The organism is Microbacterium hibisci (assembly GCF_015278255.1).
GTDB classification, from domain to species: domain Bacteria; phylum Actinomycetota; class Actinomycetes; order Actinomycetales; family Microbacteriaceae; genus Microbacterium; species Microbacterium hibisci.
Genome location: NZ_JADIJC010000006.1, coordinates 207,333 through 224,143, shown reverse-complemented (window position 1 = coordinate 224,143; position 16,811 = coordinate 207,333). Strand labels below are relative to the sequence as shown.

The window sequence follows — 16,811 nt, the reverse complement described above, 5'->3', positions numbered from 1 at the left end:
CCGCGCCGAGACGCGATGTCGGGACTTCGCGGGTTCTCGAGCCCGGACTGGCGCGGTTCCCGGGGCGTCAGTCCTCGAGCGGGGTGACGGCGGCGACCGCCTCGTCCTCCTCGGTGGCGACGAGCTGGCCGCACGCGCCGTCGATCTCTTTGCCGCGCGTGTCGCGGAGGGTCGTCGGGATGCCGGCGTCGTTGAGCCGGCGCACGAACTCGTTCTGCACGCCGACCTCGGAGGCCGTCCAGATGGAGCCGGGGGTCGGGTTGAGCGGGATCGGGTTCACATGCACCCAGCCGCGGCCGCGGGCGTTGAGCTTCTCGGCGAGGAGGTCGGCGCGCCAGCCGTGGTCGTTCATGTCCTTGATGAGCGCGTACTCGATCGAGACGCGGCGGCCGGTCTTGTCGAAGTAGGCGCGAGCGGCGTCGAGGGCCTCGTCGACCTTCCAGCGCGAGTTCACCGGGATGAGCTCGTCGCGCAGCTTGTCGTCGGGGGCGTGCAGCGAGAGCGCGAAGGTGACCGGGATGTCCTCCTGCGCGAGCTTCGTGATCGCCGGCACGAGGCCGACGGTCGAGACGGTGATGCCGCGGGCGCTCATGCCGAGGCCGTGCTGCTTGTCGGTCATGACGCGCACCGCCTGCATGACGCGCGCGTAGTTCGCGAGCGGCTCGCCCATGCCCATGAAGACGATGTTCGACACGCGCTCGGCGGAGTGGTCGCCCTTCTTCTTGCCGCCGAGGCCGCCCTCGGCGATGAGACGGTTGGCGCGCACGACCTGCTCGACGATCTCGGCGGCCGACATGTTGCGCGTGAGACCCGCCTGGCCGGTCGCGCAGAACGGGCAGTTCATGCCGCAGCCGGCCTGCGACGACACGCACAGCGTGATGCGGCCGGGGTAGCGCATGAGCACCGACTCGACGAGCGCGCCGTCGTGCAGCTTCCACAGGAACTTGATCGTGTCGCCGCGGTCGGTCTCGAGGCGGCGCACCTCGGTGAGAAGGGGCGGCAGCATGCCGTGCACGAACTCCTCGCGCCCGTCGGCGGGGAGATCGGTCATGTCGGCCGGGTTGTGCGTGAAGTGCTGGAAGTAGTGCTTCTCGAGCTGCTTCGCCCGGAAGCCCGGGAGCCCGAGCTCTTTGACCTTCTCGACGCGCTGCTCGGGGGTGAAGTCGGCCAGGTGCACGGGCGGCTTGCCGCGCTTGGGACTGGCGAACTGGAGGAGGGGCCGGCCCTCGGCATCCTTCTTCTGCGTCCATCCCTCCGTCGCCGGACGCACCTGGCGTGCTTTGGTGGTGCGAACAGGCGAATCGGTCATGGTTTCCAGGGTAGGCGACGCGCCTGGACGGATGCCGATGCCGACGCGCACCGTCAACCCCTGCCCGCCCACCCGCGGGTCGGCTAGCGTGGCCGCGTGAACGACGACGTGACTGTGCGACCGATCCGCCCGGACGACGCCGGCGAGGTCATGACGCTGCAGCGGGCGGCGTTCGTCTCGGAGGCGCTCATCTACGGCACGCCCGACATGCCGCCGCTCACCCAGACGCTCGACGAGGTGGCGGCCGAGCTCATCGACAACCTCGGCTGCGTCGCCTTCGACGGCACCCGCATGGTCGGCGCCGTGCGCGCGCGCCGCGACGGCGAGCTGCTGCTGATCGGGCGCCTCGCCATCGCCCCCGACCAGCAGGGCCGCGGCATCGGGACGCTGCTGCTCGGCGCCGTCGAGCAGCGCGGCGCCGAGGCCGGCGCGACCGAGGCCGAGCTGTTCACCGGGTCGCTCAGCGACGCGAACCTGCGGCTCTACCAGCGCGAGGGCTACGCCGAGAGTCAGCGCGTGGCGGGCGACGACGGCATCGAGCAGGTGTTCCTGCGCAAGAGCCTCGGGTGACGGAGCGGTGAGATGGATGCCGCGGACCGCGCCGAGCTGGCGGCTCTGCGTCGCCGCGCCTTCGGACCGCTCCCCGACATCGACGCCGACCCCGCTGCGCTCGCCCGGCTGATCGCGCTCGAGGACCTCGCCCGACAGGAGCACGCCGAGGCCGCCGCCCGCGAGCACGCGGTGGCGACCGGCCGTGCGATCGCGGCGGACGCGGCTGCGGCGGGCGCGCGTGCACCGGCAGCCGGCTCCCCGGAACCGGCCGAGCGGGACGCGCCACTCCCCCGCGTCGGCGAGCGCGACCCTCATGCCGGGGCGGGCGGGGACATCCGCGCCGACGACGGGCTGCGGCATCCGTCCCCGTCGCCGGATCAGAGGCAGCCCGAGCCCGCCGCTGCGCGCCGCCACGGATGGCTCATCGGCGTGGCGGCCGCCTTCGTGACGCTGATCGGCGTGGGCGTGTGGGGCTCCCGCCTGGTCACGGTGGAGTCCGAGGCCGCGCCCACGCCGACGTCGTCGCCACCGGCGCCCCGCATCGAGGGCCGCGAGGCGTACTCGTTCGCGCGCGACCGGGACGCTCAGGTGCTCCTCGAGATCCCGCTCGACGGCGCGTTCGGCCACGACATCGGTCTTCCCAGCGAGCGGTACGTGCCGTCTTTCCCCACGAGCGGCGACATGGACTGGGCGACCGAGCTCGGCGAGTACTACGGCTGGGACGTATGGATCGCCGGCGCGACGGGGGTCATCCAGCAGGAGCACTGCCTGCTCATCGAGCGGGGTTCCGTGGCCCGCGGGCGGTGCGTCCCCGCGGTGCTGCGCGAGAACGCGGCGCTCGTGGTGTCGGTGCCGGCCGGGCTGGTCCCGGCGGCCGAGCGCCCACCGGGGATGGACGACGACGAGCGGCTCGGGTTCTGGTGGCACGCCGACAACCGGGTGACCGTGATGACGGGTGAGGCCCCTCCGCCCTGAGACCGGCCATCCGGGCTACCTTGGTGTCGTGAACGCCGACGCAGCGCCGCCGGACGGCCGCGACCCGCAGCGCCGCCGCATCATCTTCCTCGACGTCGACGGCACCATCCTCGAGCACGGCGTGAACGTCGCGCCGTCGACCGCACCGGCGATCCGCGCGGCCCGCGCCGCGGGCCACCTGGTGTACCTCAGCACCGGCCGGTCGGCCTCCGACATCCACCCGCGCGTCGCCGAGATCGGGTTCGACGGCGCCGTGACGAACTCCGGCGCCCTCGTGGTGTCGGGCGACGAGGTGGTCGTCGACCGTCCGCTCACGCGGGAGGCGGCGGAGCGGATGCTGACGGCGATGCGCAGCCGCGGCATCCGCTACTTCCTGCAGACCCGCGACGGCGTCTACGCGAGCGACGACATGGCCGAGCTGATGCGCGACTACGCCGCCGCGCTCGACGCCCGAGAAGCCGCCGGGGAAGAGGTGCGACCCGAGGACTCGCTCGTCGGTCTCGCGCAGCGGACCTTCCCCCGCGCCGACGACGCCGACCTCGACCGCATCGACAAGGCGGTGTTCGTAAGCGACCACGAGGAGGGGCTCGAAGAGCTGCGTGCCGACCTCGGCGACGAGTTCCTCATCGTGCCGGGCAGCATGCCGCTGCCCGGCGGGTCGAACGGCGAGATCAACGAGCGCGACACCACCAAGGGGTCGGCGATCGAGCTGCTGCTGGAGCACCTGGGCCTCGATGCGGCCGATGCGGTGGCGATCGGAGACAGCTGGAACGACATCGAGATGTTCGAGGTCTGCGGGGTGGCCGTCGCGATGGGCAACGCCCACGCCGAGCTGAAGGAGCTCGCCGACTTCGTCACCACCGACGTGCTCGACGACGGCATCGCGAACGCCTTCCGGCGCCTCGGCCTGATCTGAGCCCCGTGCCGGCGGCCGCGACCGGCCCCGCGCCCGGCGGCCGCGACCGACCCCGCGCCTGCGGCGCTGCCGGAGGTCAGCCGCGCGGCGGGGCCGTCGAGTCGCGGACCACGAGCCGCGTGGGCAGCCGGACGTGCTCGGGCGGCGCGCCCCCCGTCAGCTGCAGTGCGACGCGCAGCGACTCCCGGCCGAGCACTCCCCAGTCCTGCCGAACCGTGGTGAGCGGAGGCGCGAACATCTCGGCCTCGTCGATGTCGTCGAAGCCGACGACGGAGATGTCGTCGGGGATCCGCAGCCCCGCCTCGGTGATCGCGCGATACGCCCCCAGCGCCATCTGGTCGTTGGCGACGAAGACCCCCGTGGGGTGCGTGTCATCGAGCAGCCGTCGCATGGCCTGGTAGCCCGACATCGGGCTCCAGTCGCCGGGCACGGCGTCGGGGACGGGGCGGCCGTTCTCGGTCAGCACCTCGCGCCAGGCGCGCACGCGCGCCTGAGCCGAGAACGAGACGGCCGGGCCGGTGATGTGGTGGACGGTCTCGTGGCCCAGCGCGAGCAGATGGCGGACGGCCTCGCGCGCGCCGACGTCGGGGTCGAAGTCCACCGACGATATGCCGTCGATCATGGGAGGACCGAGCACCACCGTGGGCACGCCCTCCGGAAGATGCAGGGCCTCGTCCGCCCCGAACGGCTCCGGAAGGATGACGATGAGCATGTCGACGGCCATCTCGCCCAGACGCGTGAAGGCGCCGTTCGCCGCCTGGCCCGACGTCACCGCGAGCGGCATGAGCGTCGTCGCGTACCCGCTCTCGGCGGCCCGCTCCGAGATCTCCTCCAGCGTGCGGTGGGTGCCGACCCAGTGCAGGTTGTAGTACACGGCGCCCACCGTGCGGAAGGACCCGCGCCGGATCGCACGCGCTGCCGCGTTGGGCCGGTAGCCGAGCTCGCGCATCTTCAGGAGCACGAGCTCGCGCTTCTCGGCGGCGACGTTCGGCTCGCCGTTCGCGACACGGGAGACGGTCTGGACGGAGACGCCCACGGCCTGCGCGACATCCCGCAGCGACGTGCGGCGTTCCGTCACCTCATACCCCTCGGAAGGCGAAGCGGAACTCCAGGTCGCCGCTGGTGGGCAGGTGGTACTGGGCCAGCGTGCGCGCGCCCCACGAGTCGTCGCCGCCGACTCCCCGCCGCATCAGCGCGGGTCGCAGCACCGTGCGGTGGATGGGGGGCAGCTCGGTGTGATGCAGCGCGCTCTCGATCTCGTCGGGCGTCCACGGCAGCGCCGAGAACTCCATCGTGCCGTCGGCCTCCACGCGAAGTCCCGCGCCGCGCGCGTCGGTGACTTGGGCCCATCGCACCCCCGTGCGGCTGCCGGCCTCCTGCGGTCGCAGGTACGGGGTGAGCTCCGTCGTCACGTCGCGATCGTACACGCCGACGCGCGCGCCGCCCCGGCGATCCACGTAGCACTCCTCCGGACCCTCGCCGTACCAGCGCAGCCGGTGGAATTCCGGAAGCGTCGTGAGCAGCATCCCGAACTCCGGCAGGCTCGGCAGTCCGTCGACGAGGTGCAGCGTCTCGGTCACCTCGACGCGCCCGGTGCCGTCGACGCGGTACGAGACGTCGCACGTCGTCGCGGGCCGGGTGGGCAGCTCGTAGGAGTACGTGACGGTCACGGCCGCGGCATCCGTCTCGACCCGCGTGCTCGTCAGCGGCTCGCGCACCCGTCCGTACCGGCTCGCCAGCAGCCACTGCCCGTCTTCGAACGGCGCCTCCCACCCGCGCTCGTTCGAGGTGGGCGCATGCCAGAAGTGCGGCCGGGGCATCGACGTCAGCAGCTCGCGGCCGCCGTCGGACGTCATGCCGAAGCGGTACGAGCTGAGCCCGCCGTAGAGGGTCGAGAACAGCGCGCTGAAGCCGGCCCCGCGCACGCCGACATTGTGGGCGCCGCGGATCAGTTCTGGTGCGGGCGCGGCGACCCGGGCCGGCGGCGCTCCCACCGCGACCACCCGCTGCTCGCGGGCGACCTCGTGGCCTTCCGCAGCCCACGCGGTCGCCGCGCGCAGCCGGAAGGAGACGTCGACGGCGTACTCGCCGGCCGCGCTGGGGACGGCGAGGGGCAGCGCGATCGTCCCCGTCTCGCCGGGCGCGACGTCGGTCGCGAGCTCGACCTCGCGCAGCACGCGACCCTCACGGGTAAGGCTCACCACGCAGCGGTATGCGCTGCTCGGGGTGTCGAGCAGGCGGTTGTGCACGGTGACGGCGTCGTCGCCGATGTCGATCTTGAGACCCTGGTAGAGGTACGCGACCTCCTGGAGCTTGGGGGTCGGCGAATGGTCGGTGAAGAAGATGCCGTTGCCGCAGAACTCGGCGTCGTGCGGGGCGTCGCCGAAGTCGCCGCCGTAGCCGTAGTACGGCTTGCCGTAGCGGTCGGTCAGGGCGATGGCCTGGTCGGCGAAGTCCCAGATGAACCCGCCCTGGAACAGCGGCTCGCGGTAGGCGAGCTCGATGTACTCGTCGACCGCACCGAACGAGTTGCCCATCGCATGGGCGTACTCGCACAGGATGAACGGCTTCTCCCGGTGCTGCCGCAGGAAGTCTTCGACCTCGGCCGCGGGCGTGTACATCTGGCTGACGACATCCGTGGTCTCGGGGTACCGCGGGTCCCAGTGCACGCCCTCGTAGTGGACGGGCCGTCGATCGACCTCGTGGAAGTATGCGGCGACGTCGCGCAGCGTGGTGCCCCCGAAGGACTCGTTGCCGCACGACCACATCACGACGCTCGGGTGGTTCTTGTCGCGCTCGTACATGCTGGCGGCGCGATCCAGCAGCGCCGGCAGCCACTCGGGGCGATCACCCGGCACGGCGTCGCCGATCGGGGCGTCGAGCTTGCGCACGCGGTCCCAGATGCCGTGGCTCTCGAGGTTCATCTCGTCGATGACCATGAGGCCATGCCGGTCGGCGAGCTCGTAGAACACGGTGCTGTTTGGATAGTGGCTGGTGCGCACCGCGTTGACACCGACGGCCTTCAGCGCCAGCAGATCCGCCTCGATCTCGGCGGCCGTCTGCACGCGCCCCGACAGTCCGAACTCGTGCCGGTTCACGCCGAAGAACACCACGCGGCGTCCGTTCAGCGCCAGCACGCCGTCTTCGATCGCGAAGCGCCGCACGCCGACCGGCTGCACGATCACCTCCACCACCTCACCGGCGGCATCGCGCACCTCGAGCTCGACCTCGTAGAGCGCCGGGTGCTCGGGGCTCCACAGCCGGGGATTGTGGAGACGGATGCCGCGCACGCCGTCGCCGCGATCCTCGAGCTCTCCCACCCCGTCGATCCGCGCGTGCACCGATCCGTCTCCGCGCAGGTCGATCCGCACCGCGATGTCGGCCGTCTCGCCGTCGGCGGGCAGCTCGACCTCGACCCGGAGATCCTCGACGTGGGCGGCCGGACGCCGATAGAGCACGACGTCGCGGAAGAGGCCGGAGAAGCGGAAGAAGTCCTGGTCCTCGAGCCACGAGCCGCTGGAGAACTTGAACACCTGCGCGGCGAGCTTGTTCTCGCCCTCGACGAGGGCGTCGGTCACGTCGAACTCCGACGGCGTGAAGCTGTCGGTCGCGTAGCCGAGGTAGCGGCCGTTGAGCCACACCGCGACGGCGCTCTCCGCCCCGAGGAAGCTGACGCTCACCGTCTCGCCCGGCTCGACGGGCCGGTCGAGCGTGAACGTCCTCACGTACGACGCGACCGGGTTGTACCGCTCGGGCACCTGCCCCGGCTCGACCTGCTCGACGCCGTCCCACGGGTACTGCACATTGACGTACTGCGGACGGTCGTAGCCGTGCAGCTGGATGTGAGCGGGGACGGGGATGTCGTCCCAGCTGTCGCAGTCATGGCCGAGCTCGAAGAATCCGGCCGGCGCCGCGGCGGGGTTCTTCGCGTAGTGGATCTTCCAGCGGCCCGCGAGCGACTGCTCGTAGCCGCTGACTCCCTCGGCCGCCTCGGCGGCGCTCCGGAACCAGCGGTGATCCGAATGCGCGGGCCTGCGGTTCTCGCAGACGAAGCGCGGATCGGCGATGCGCGAGGCATCGAATGCCGCAACCTCGTCGCCGGACCGCTCGTCCTGGATGTCGATGATGTCGAGACTCACTTGACCGCCCCCGTGATCCCCTGCGCGAACTGCCGCTGCAGGAGGAAGAACACGATCATCGTCGGCAGCGACGACAGCAGCACGGCGAGCATCAGCACGCCGTAGTCGGTCACGTACCCCGCGCTGATGTTCGCCGTGAGCATCGGCATCGTGAGCACGCTGTTGTTGACCAGGATGACCTTGGGCCACAGGAAGTTGTTCCACGCCATCATGAACGTGATGACGGCGGCGGCCGCGAAGGTGGAGCGCATCGTCGGCACGTAGATGCGCGAGAAGATCGAGAACTCGCTCAGCCCGTCGATGCGGGCCGCCTCGATGATCTCGTGCGGGAACGACCGCGACGCCTGCCGGAACAGCAGGATGAGGAACGGCGTCGAGATCATCGGGATCACGACCGCCCACAGCGAGTTCACCATGCCCACGCGCGCGAACAGCTGGAACAGCGGAATCATCGTGGCGGCGAAGGGGATCATCATCGCGAGGAGCAGGATCGCCATCACGACGTCCTTGCCCTTGGAGTGATACACCTCGAACCCGTAGCCGGCGATGGAGCACACCGCCAGCGCCAGTAGGGTCGTCCCCACCGCGATGAGGAACGAGTTCGTCATGGCGCCGACGACGTTCTGCGTCGTGAACAGCGTGGCGATGTTCTCGAAGAGCGCCGTGCCGGGGAGCATCCGCGAAGACAGCACGTCCTGGCTGGTGTTGGTCGCGGAGACCAACATGAAGTACAGCGGGAAGATCGAGAACAGCGCCCAGAACGTGAGCAGGGCGTACCCGGGAACGCCGCGGAGCTTGTCAATCACGCTTGTCACCGACCTTCATCTGGATGAACGAGAGGATGGCGACGAGCATGAGGATCACGTACGAGATCGCCGCTGCGTAGCCGAAGTTGGGGTTCTTCTGGAACGACACCTCGTAGAGGTAGTGCGCCATCGACATGGTCTGGTAGGCCGGACCGCCGCGGGTCAGGGCCCATGATTCGTCGAACAGCTGCAGGGTGCCGTTGATGGACAGGATCGCCGTCAGCACGATCATGGGCTTCAGCTGCGGCACGGTGACGTACCAGAACGTCTGGAACGCGTTGGCGCCGTCCATGCGCGCGGCCTCGACGCTCGAGTGGTCGATGTTCTGCAGGGCCGCCAGGTAGAAGACCATGTTGTAGCCGGTCCACCGCCAGAGAAGACCGAGGATGATCACGAATCGCGCCGTGTCGGCCTGGCCCAGCCAGTTGATGGGGCCGTCGATCACGCCGACCCCGAGCAGCATGTCGTTGACGAAGCCGTCGTTCGCGAACAGCGTCCGGAACACCAGCGAGTACGACACGAGCGACACGGCGCAGGGCAGGAAGATGGCGGTGCGCCACAGGGCCTTGAAGCGCAGCTTCGGGTTGTTGAGCAGGTTCGCGAGCACCAGCGCGAGCGCCAGCATGATCGGCACCTGGATGATCAGGTAGATGAAGGTGTTCGTCAGCGTGAGCTTGAAGATCTCATCGTTGAGCAGGCGCTGGTAGTTGTACCAGAGCGGGTCGGCGAACTCGAGCCGGGTGCCGCGCCCGGTCTGGAGCGACAGCACGAACGCCTGCGCCATCGGGATGAAGCTCATGAACAGGATGAGCAGCGCGGCCGGGAGCAGGAAGCCCCACCCGGTGAGGCTGCGGCGGCGCGCGTTGCTGAGCCACGGCTTGCGGTCGCCGATGTAGTTGTTCAGCGGGGGCGGGGCGTTCCGCCGCCCGGGTGCCTTGGTGCGCGTCTTCACGTCGGAGGCCACGGGGTCCGTCTCTTTCCTCGTGCGATCAGGATCACGGTGGTCGTCCGGCCGGGCGGGGTCACCGCCCGGCCGGACCGACCCTCGTGGGTCACTGCATGGCGAACTCGACGTTGGCCTGCGCCTCTTCGAGCGCGGTCGCGGGGTCGGTGCCGCCCATGATCTGCGTCATGGCCGTGCTGACGGCGTCGCGGGCCTCGTAGTAGTACGCACCGGTGTTGTTCGACGGCACCTCGGGGCCGAAGGCGACGACGTCGGCGAAGATCGGCTGACCGCCGAAGAAGTCGATCGGCTGGTTGTAGACGTCGCTGTCACCCGCCGGGATCCAGTTGGCCACGGCACCCGCCTTCGGCAGGATCGTGTCGTACAGCTCGGTCGAGCCGGCGAAGGTCGCCGCCAGGAAGTCCGAGGCGAGCTCGACATCCGCGTTCGACGAGATCGCCCACGACGATCCGCCGTTGGCGGAGTAGTTGGTCGCGCCCGAGATGCCCTCGAGCTTGGGGAGGTTGGTGACACCCCAATTGCCGGCCTGGTCCTCGGCGGTCTGGATCGAGCCCACGATCCAGATGCCGTTGATCGTGCCCGCGACGTTCGCGTTGACCAGCGTGCCGATGTACTCGTCCCACGAGTTGACCTCGACCAGCACACCGGCCTCGACGAGCTGCGTGTAGACGTCGATGGCCGCCTCGAGCGCCTCGTTGTCGACGATGGTGGGGTTGCCCTCGTCGTCGAACAGGCTCGCGCCGGCGGACTGGAGCATCATCATCGGGATGTCGGCCGACCCCGCCTGGCCCGACAGCAGCGGCTGGCCGGTCTTCGCGAGGACGTCCTCTCCGAGCGTGAGGTATTGGTCCCACGTGATGTCGGTGAAGTCGTCGACGGTGTAGCCCGCCTCCGTGAGGACGTCGGTCCGCAGCGCCGTGATGGCCGTGCCGGCGTCGAACGGCACGCCGTAGTTGACGCCGTCGATGGTCGAGTACTCGACGACCGACTCGGGGAACTCCGAGAAGTCGATGTCGGACTCGCTGAAGTCGGAGAACAGGTCGGGGTAGTTGAGCCCGTTCTTCTGGAACGCGTTGTTCTGCATCAGGAAGATGTCGGGCAGCTCGTCGAAGGCCTGCGACTGCGCGATCGTGGTGAGCTTGGTCTGGAGGTCGTCCCAGGGCACCTCCACGATCTCGAGCTCGAAGTCGGGGTTGTCCTCCTGATAGACCTTCTCGGCCTCCTCCATCGCGTAGATGTTGAACGCCGGGTCCCAGGTCCAGACGGTGAGCGTGTTGTCGCCGTCGCCCTCGCCGCCGGAGTCACCGCCCGTGCCGCTGCACGACGTCAGAGTCAGAGCCAGCGGCAGGGCGAGTGCGATGGCCCCCGCGGACAGCTTGGTGGAGCGTTTCATGGGATTGCAGATCCTTCCGTGGATTCCATGGCGCCGAGGCGTGCGCCTCGGCATCCCGGCCGTCGCGCATGGTGCCGTGCGGCGTGCCGGCGGATCAGCGGGAGGGCGCGTCGGATCGCCCGCCGGGCAGGCGGGAGTCTCCTCGGAGCTGGGTGGCGATGCGGCTTCGCATCATGGTGCTCTCCGGTGAGCACGCCTTCTTCTGATTCCGATGGAAAGCTAGCACTGGTAACGTCACCACGCTAGTGTTTTCGCGGATTCTCATCATCGAGCACGAGGCCCGCGAACGCCGTTCCGCACCGACGCCGACGGCGCTTCCGGCATGCGTGCGGCACGGTGGGAGACGGCGACGGATGCCGCGTCCCGGCGTGTGCGCGGCGCGCCTCGCCGGGTCAGCCTTCGGGTGCGCGGCGCGCCTCGGCGGGTCAGCCTTCGGCCGCGGGACGCGGTTCGGCGCCGAGATTCACGAGGTTGCCGTCGACGTCGCGCACCTGGGCGACGCGCTCGCCCCACGGCATGTCGGCGGGCTCTCGCACGACGGTCGCGCCGGCGGCCACCGCGTCGCGGAACGCACCGTCGACGTCGTCCACGTAGAACCAGAGGGCGACGCGGTCGTGCGCAGCGGGTTCGGATGCCGCCGGGTCGAGGCCGATGCCCAGCGATGCGCCGCCGAGCGCGAGCGACACGTAGACGTCGCCGCTGCCGTCCTCGGCCGGGAAGCGGTACGCGACGCTCGCCCCGAGCGCGGCTTCGTAGAAGCCCGCGAGGCGGGCGAGATCGGGCGTGGCCAGGATCGGGAACAGCGACCGGACGATCATGCGGCCACCGTACGCCGCCCCAGTCAGTCGAGGAAGATGTCGGGGAACAGCGCGTCGTCGGGGGTGCCCGGCACGGCGGCGTAGCCCGAGAAGTCGGTCACGCCGGCGGCCTCGAGCACGTCCTCGACGATGAGCGTCTGACCGGTGTACGCGCGCGACGGCTGCGTCACGATCTCGTATGCCGCGTCGGCGTAGATCTCGGGCGTGCGGCTGACCTTCATCATGCGGTCGCCGCCGAGCGCGAACTGCACCGCGGCGGTGGCGATCGTGGTCCGCGGCCACAGCGTGTTCGCGGCGATGCCGTCGGCGGCGAACTCCGCCGCGAGACCGAGGGTCGCCATCGTCATGCCGTACTTCGCGAGCGTGTAGCCGGTGTGGGCACCCAGCCACTTCGGCGACAGGTTGAGCGGCGGCGACAGCGAGAGGATGTGCGGGTTCGCGGCATCCTTCAGGATCGGCACCGCCGCGCGCGAGAGCATGAAGGTGCCGCGCACGTTGACGTCCTGCATGAGGTCGTACTTCTTGGCCTCGAGGTCGAGCGAGCGCGACAGGTCGATGACCGACGCGTTGTTGACGACGATGTCGATGCCGCCGAACTCGCCCTGCGTCTTCAGCACGGCCTCGGTCACGTCGTCGTCGTTGCGCACGTCGCCGACGATCGGCAGGGCGTTGCCGCCCGCCGCGCGGATCTGCTCCGCCGCCGAGTGCACGGTGCCCTCGAGCTTGGGGTGCGGGGTGTCGGTCTTGGCCAGCAGCGCGATGTTGGCGCCGTCGCGCGCCGCGCGCAGCGCGATCGCCAGGCCGATGCCGCGGCTGCCGCCCGACATCAGGATGGTCTTGCCGGCGAGGGGCTTGTCGCTCATGTCATGGTCCTTTCGGGTGTTGCCCGGTGTCGAGATCGTGGTTTCTCGCCGAGGCACCGTGTCGTCGGCGCCGGGAGTGTGGTCGCTCGGCGAGAACGCGGTTGGTCGATGGAGGCTCGGGAATCAGGAACGGGACTTGGCGGATGCTGCGGCGAAGGCGGCGACGCGCGCCTTCGCCTCGTCGGTGTCGAAGCGGGCCCCGATCGAGGCGGCTTCGTCGTCGAGGTTCTCGGCGAACGTGCGGTGGGCGCCGGTGCGCACCAGGCGCTTGGCTTGACCGAACGCCCCGGTGGCGTTGTCGAGCCAGAAGCGCGCGACCGCCTCAGCCCGCGCGGCGACCTCCTCCGCCGGAACCACCTCGGTCACGAGACCCCAGTCGAGCGCGGTCTCGGCGTCGATCGTGAGGTCCTGCAGCAGCAGCTGCAGCGCGCGGCGCTGGCCGACGGCGGCCGGCAGCAGCGTCGAGACGCCGAGGTCGGGCGTGAGGCCGATGTTCGCGTACTTGCTGACGAACTTCGCCTGCTCGGACGCGACGATGTAGTCGGCGGTGAGCATCAGACCGAGCCCGCCGCCCGCGACGGCACCCTGGACGGCGGCGACGATCGGCTTGTCGGACTCCACGAAGGTGCGGATGCCGTCGTGGATCGTGTGCGCCGCCGACGTCACGTCGGCGCCGACCGCGCCCGAGGTCGACATCTCGAACACGTCGCCGCCGGCGCAGAACGCCGGGCCTGCGGCATCCAGCACGATCGCCCCGACCGAGGCGTCAGACGTGAGCTCGTGGGCGACATCGCGCCACCGGCGGCCCATCTCGAAGCCCATCGCGTTGAGGAAGGCCGGGCGGTTGAAGGTCACGCGCGCGAGCGCGCCGTCGCGCGCGACGAGGATCGAATCGCTCATTCGTCGGTCTCCTTACTTCGGCGCCATGCGGATGGCACGATGGCGGATCATCGGGGAGCCATCCGAATAGCACCGTCGAGGCGGATGGTCTCACCGTTGAGGTAGCCGTTGTCGACGATCGACATCACCAGGCGGGCGTACTCGTCGGGCTTGCCGAGGCGCTGCGGATACGGCACCTGCTCGCCGAGCGAGTCCTGCGCGGCCTGCGGGAGCGACGCGAGCATCGGGGTCTCCATGATGCCGGGGGCGATGGTGACGACGCGGATGGCGTAGCGCGCGAGCTCGCGGGCGATGGGCAGCGTCATCGCGTGCACGCCGCCCTTCGACGCCGAGTAGCCGGGCTGCCCGATCTGCCCGTCGAACGCCGCGACGCTCGCGGTGTTGACGATGACGCCCCGGTCGCCGGCGGCGGTGGGCTCGGTCTTCGCGATCGCCGCCGAGGCCTGCGCGATGACGTTGTACGTGCCGATGAGGTTGACGCGGATGATCCGCTCGAAGCCCTCGAGCGGCGACGGGTTGCCCTCGCGATCCAGCACCTTGGCGGGCGGGGCGATGCCGGCGCAGTTCACCACGACGCGGAGGGGGGCGGATGCCGCGGCCGCGGCGACGGCGGATGCCACCTGCTCCGGGTCGGTGACGTCGGCCGGAGCGAACGATCCGCCGAGCTCCGCGGCGATCACGGCGCCCGGAGAGGACGGCAGGTCGACGATCGTGACGGCGGCGCCGGCGGATGCCAGGCGACGGGCCGTGGCGAGGCCGAGGCCGCTCGCACCGCCGGTGACGAGGGCGGAGGCACCCGTGAGGTCCATGGATTCTCCTTCGAAGTCCGGATTCTGCGGAACCGCGTATCAGCATACGCGGGACTGAGTCCCACGCGTTCCGGCACCCGCATCCTCAGGCTAGCCGGGGACGCACGCGCGGTCACTCCGCGATGACCGGCCTCACCCTCACCAGCGCCGAGATGCGGTCGATCAGCTCGGCGGGCCGCCCGAGCAGCACGCGCGCCTCGGCGCGGGCGACGAGGTACTCGAGCAGCCCCTGTGTCGCCCTCACCTCGCGGGGGCGGTAGCCCGAGAGGTAGTGCTGGGTGACGTTCCACTCCACGACCCCGCCGTCGTTGGCGGCGATGCGCACCGGGAACGTGGGCGCCGCCTCCGGCTGGTCGGAGAGTCCGCCGCCCAGGATGCCCTCGAGGAGCGGGCCGAACGAGTCGGCCACCGCGGGGTGAAGCCAGCGCGTCGTCGGCGGCTCGAGGGTCACGGCGCGGACCCCGTCCCACGGCAGCGCGGGGCCGGATCGGTCGCCCAGCCACAGCGTCAGTCCGTCGGAGGTGAGGCGGATGTGGCGTACGGCGACGTCGCCGATCGCGAGCGCCGGCGCCTCACCCTCCAGGGCCGTCATCGGACCTCGCCTGCGGGTGGCGCGCACGGTGGGCATGCTCCCATCCCATCACGGACCGCCGCCCGGGCTGCCATCCGGTCGTCGTACACCGCCGCGGCCCGCCGGGCGTGGTGGGCGCTGACCGGGGTCCGGACTGCCGCGGCCGTCGGACCGGGTGTTGGATGGGGCCCATGGAGATCCGGCTCAAGCGCGTGTACGACGACCCGGCGCCCGAGGACGGATTCCGGGTGCTGGTCGACCGCCTCTGGCCGCGCGGGCTCTCGAAGGAGCGCGCCGCCGTCGACCTCTGGGCGAAGGAGGTGGCACCGTCGACCGAGCTGCGCAAGGCCTTCCACCACGACGGCCTGCCGTGGTCCGAGTTCGAGGCGGCGTACCGCGCAGAACTCGAGGGCCCGACCCGCACAGCCGTCGCCTCGCTGCGGGCAGAGCTCGCGTCGCATCCCGTGGTGACCCTTCTTCACGCCGTGCACGACGACGCCCACAACCACGCGCTGATCCTCCGCGAGGCTCTCGAGGCCTGATGCCCGGCAGGATGGGATCGTGACGATCCCCGCCGACGACGTCGAAGTTCCGCCGCGGGTGCGCGCGCTCGCGCGCGGTGCGGCCCTCACCCCGGTGTGGCGCAACGACTACGGCGGCGTGACGTTCCGCACCGACGACGGCCGGTACGTCAAGCACGGGCCGCGCAACGACGAGTCCTCGTTCGCCGGCGAGGCCGCGCGCCTGCGGTGGGCCACCCCGCACGTCACGGCGCCTCGCGTGCTCGAAGAGGGCGGCGACGAGACGCACGAGTGGATGGTCACGGCCGCGATCCCCGGTCGCTCGGCGGTCGATCCGCGCTGGATCACGGATGCCGCCACCGCCGTCCGCGCCGTCGGCGAGGGACTGCGGGCCCTCCACGATGCGCTGCCCGTGGCCGACTGCCCTTTCGACTGGGGCGTGCCGGCGCGCGTCGCGAACGCGGCGGGACGCGGCATCCGTGTTCCCGAAGCGCTGCGCGAGCCGCCGCCCGTTGACCGGCTCGTCGTCTGCCACGGCGACGCCTGCTGCCCGAACACGCTGATCGGCGACGACGGCCGGTGGACCGGTCACGTCGACTTCGGCACGCTCGGCGTCGCGGACCGGTGGGCCGACATCGCCGTGGCGTCGATGTCGACGGCGTGGAACTATGGCGAGGGATGGGAGGACGCCCTCATCGAGGCGTACGGGATCGCACCGGATCGCGAGCGCCTGTCGTACTACCGGGAGCTCTGGAACGCGACATGACCGACATCACCGGCACCGTGGCGAAGATCGACGGCGCACCGAACCTCGTCATCCTGCGGCGATTCCGCGCGTCCGCCGACGAGGTGTGGCGCCACCTCACCGAGTCCGAGCTGCTCGAGGCCTGGATCGGTCGCTGGGAGGGCGACCCCGCCGGCGGACACGTCACGTTCTACATGACGGCCGAGGGGCAGGATGCCGAGCCCGAGGAGTACACGATCCTCGAGTGCGATCGCCCGCGGCGCTTCGCCGGCGACACCTCGCAGGGCGGCGGTGCGTGGCATCTGTGGTTCGAGCTCGCCGAGGACTCCCCCGGGGACACCGTGCTGACCTTCGGCCAGCGCCTCAACCCGGGCGAGGACGTCGGCTCGATCGGCCCGGGCTGGGAGTACTACCTCGACCGCCTCGTCGCCGCGCAGGCGGGGGTCGACGTCGCCGGGGTGAAGTGGGACGACTACTTCCCCGCGCTGCAACCGGGCTACGAGCGTCTCGTCGCCGCGGACTGACGTTCG

17 protein-coding genes are annotated in these 16,811 nt (G+C 70.7%); 6 read left to right on the top strand and 11 right to left on the bottom strand.

Translation table 11 applies throughout. The features are described 5' to 3' along the window. Positions 1-67 precede the first annotated feature (67 nt). Entirely contained in the window at positions 68-1,309 is a 1,242-nt protein-coding gene (rlmN, locus tag IM770_RS13100) for a dual-specificity RNA methyltransferase RlmN (protein ID WP_203581583.1), read from the bottom strand. A gap of 150 nt (positions 1,310-1,459) precedes the next feature. Between rlmN and IM770_RS13095 the strand changes: the two genes are divergently transcribed. From IM770_RS13095 to IM770_RS13085, 3 genes are read left to right on the top strand one after another with little or no spacing between them, the layout of a single operon-like run. Then, positions 1,460-1,879: a GNAT family N-acetyltransferase gene (locus IM770_RS13095; protein WP_203581657.1), complete on the top strand. Its 420-nt coding sequence runs from the start codon at positions 1,460-1,462 to the stop codon at positions 1,877-1,879. Between the two features lie 12 nt (positions 1,880-1,891). Then, positions 1,892-2,836: a hypothetical protein gene (locus IM770_RS13090; RefSeq protein ID WP_203581582.1), complete on the top strand. Its 945-nt coding sequence runs from the start codon at positions 1,892-1,894 to the stop codon at positions 2,834-2,836. Between the two features lie 28 nt (positions 2,837-2,864). Next, entirely contained in the window at positions 2,865-3,752 is an 888-nt protein-coding gene (locus IM770_RS13085; RefSeq protein WP_203581581.1) for an HAD family hydrolase, read from the top strand. Between the two features lie 76 nt (positions 3,753-3,828). Here the strand turns inward: IM770_RS13085 and IM770_RS13080 are convergent, their stop codons facing one another. The 10 genes from IM770_RS13080 to IM770_RS13035 form a co-directional block, all read right to left on the bottom strand. Beyond that, a complete protein-coding gene (locus IM770_RS13080; protein WP_203581580.1) occupies positions 3,829-4,830 on the bottom strand; it encodes a LacI family DNA-binding transcriptional regulator in 1,002 nt (333 codons plus the stop codon). 1 nt (position 4,831) lies between these two features. Continuing rightward, positions 4,832-7,891: a beta-galactosidase, LacZ type gene (lacZ, locus tag IM770_RS18190; RefSeq protein WP_307785458.1), complete on the bottom strand. Its 3,060-nt coding sequence runs from the start codon at positions 7,889-7,891 to the stop codon at positions 4,832-4,834. Then, entirely contained in the window at positions 7,888-8,706 is an 819-nt protein-coding gene (locus tag IM770_RS13070; RefSeq protein ID WP_307785457.1) for a carbohydrate ABC transporter permease, read from the bottom strand. The genes lacZ and IM770_RS13070 overlap by 4 nt, the downstream gene beginning before the upstream one ends. Further along, entirely contained in the window at positions 8,690-9,661 is a 972-nt protein-coding gene (locus tag IM770_RS13065) for a carbohydrate ABC transporter permease (RefSeq protein ID WP_307785456.1), read from the bottom strand. The genes IM770_RS13070 and IM770_RS13065 overlap by 17 nt, the downstream gene beginning before the upstream one ends. Positions 9,662-9,749: 88 nt before the next feature. Beyond that, entirely contained in the window at positions 9,750-11,054 is a 1,305-nt protein-coding gene (locus tag IM770_RS13060) for an extracellular solute-binding protein (protein WP_239066167.1), read from the bottom strand. A 425-nt stretch (positions 11,055-11,479) separates the two neighbouring features. Beyond that, positions 11,480-11,872, bottom strand: coding sequence for a VOC family protein (locus tag IM770_RS13055; RefSeq protein ID WP_203581578.1), 393 nt, complete (start codon positions 11,870-11,872; stop codon positions 11,480-11,482). A gap of 23 nt (positions 11,873-11,895) precedes the next feature. Continuing rightward, positions 11,896-12,735, bottom strand: a complete 840-nt coding sequence (locus IM770_RS13050) for an SDR family oxidoreductase (RefSeq protein ID WP_203581577.1) — start codon at positions 12,733-12,735, stop codon at positions 11,896-11,898. A gap of 123 nt (positions 12,736-12,858) precedes the next feature. Continuing rightward, positions 12,859-13,635 carry an enoyl-CoA hydratase/isomerase family protein gene (locus tag IM770_RS13045; RefSeq protein WP_203581576.1) on the bottom strand — a complete coding sequence of 259 codons (777 nt, stop codon included), beginning with the start codon at positions 13,633-13,635 and terminating at the stop codon, positions 12,859-12,861. A 47-nt stretch (positions 13,636-13,682) separates the two neighbouring features. Next, complete coding sequence (locus tag IM770_RS13040; RefSeq protein WP_203581575.1) at positions 13,683-14,444, bottom strand: SDR family NAD(P)-dependent oxidoreductase; 762 nt, start codon at positions 14,442-14,444, stop codon at positions 13,683-13,685. A gap of 112 nt (positions 14,445-14,556) precedes the next feature. Further along, positions 14,557-15,036 (bottom strand): hypothetical protein, encoded by a 480-nt coding sequence (locus tag IM770_RS13035; RefSeq protein ID WP_239066166.1) that lies wholly within the window; start codon positions 15,034-15,036, stop codon positions 14,557-14,559. A gap of 170 nt (positions 15,037-15,206) precedes the next feature. Between IM770_RS13035 and IM770_RS13030 the strand changes: the two genes are divergently transcribed. The 3 genes from IM770_RS13030 to IM770_RS13020 are packed head-to-tail and all read left to right on the top strand — an operon-like array spanning position 15,207 to position 16,805. After that, the gene (locus IM770_RS13030) at positions 15,207-15,557 is read left to right on the top strand and encodes a DUF488 domain-containing protein (RefSeq protein WP_203581573.1); all 351 of its coding nucleotides are present in this window, start codon (positions 15,207-15,209) and stop codon (positions 15,555-15,557) included. Positions 15,558-15,576: 19 nt separating this feature from the next. Further along, positions 15,577-16,302 carry an aminoglycoside 3'-phosphotransferase gene (locus IM770_RS13025; protein ID WP_203581572.1) on the top strand — a complete coding sequence of 242 codons (726 nt, stop codon included), beginning with the start codon at positions 15,577-15,579 and terminating at the stop codon, positions 16,300-16,302. After that, positions 16,299-16,805, top strand: a complete 507-nt coding sequence (locus tag IM770_RS13020) for an SRPBCC domain-containing protein (protein ID WP_203581571.1) — start codon at positions 16,299-16,301, stop codon at positions 16,803-16,805. Before IM770_RS13025 ends, IM770_RS13020 begins: the two co-directional genes overlap by 4 nt. Positions 16,806-16,811: the final 6 nt, after the last annotated feature.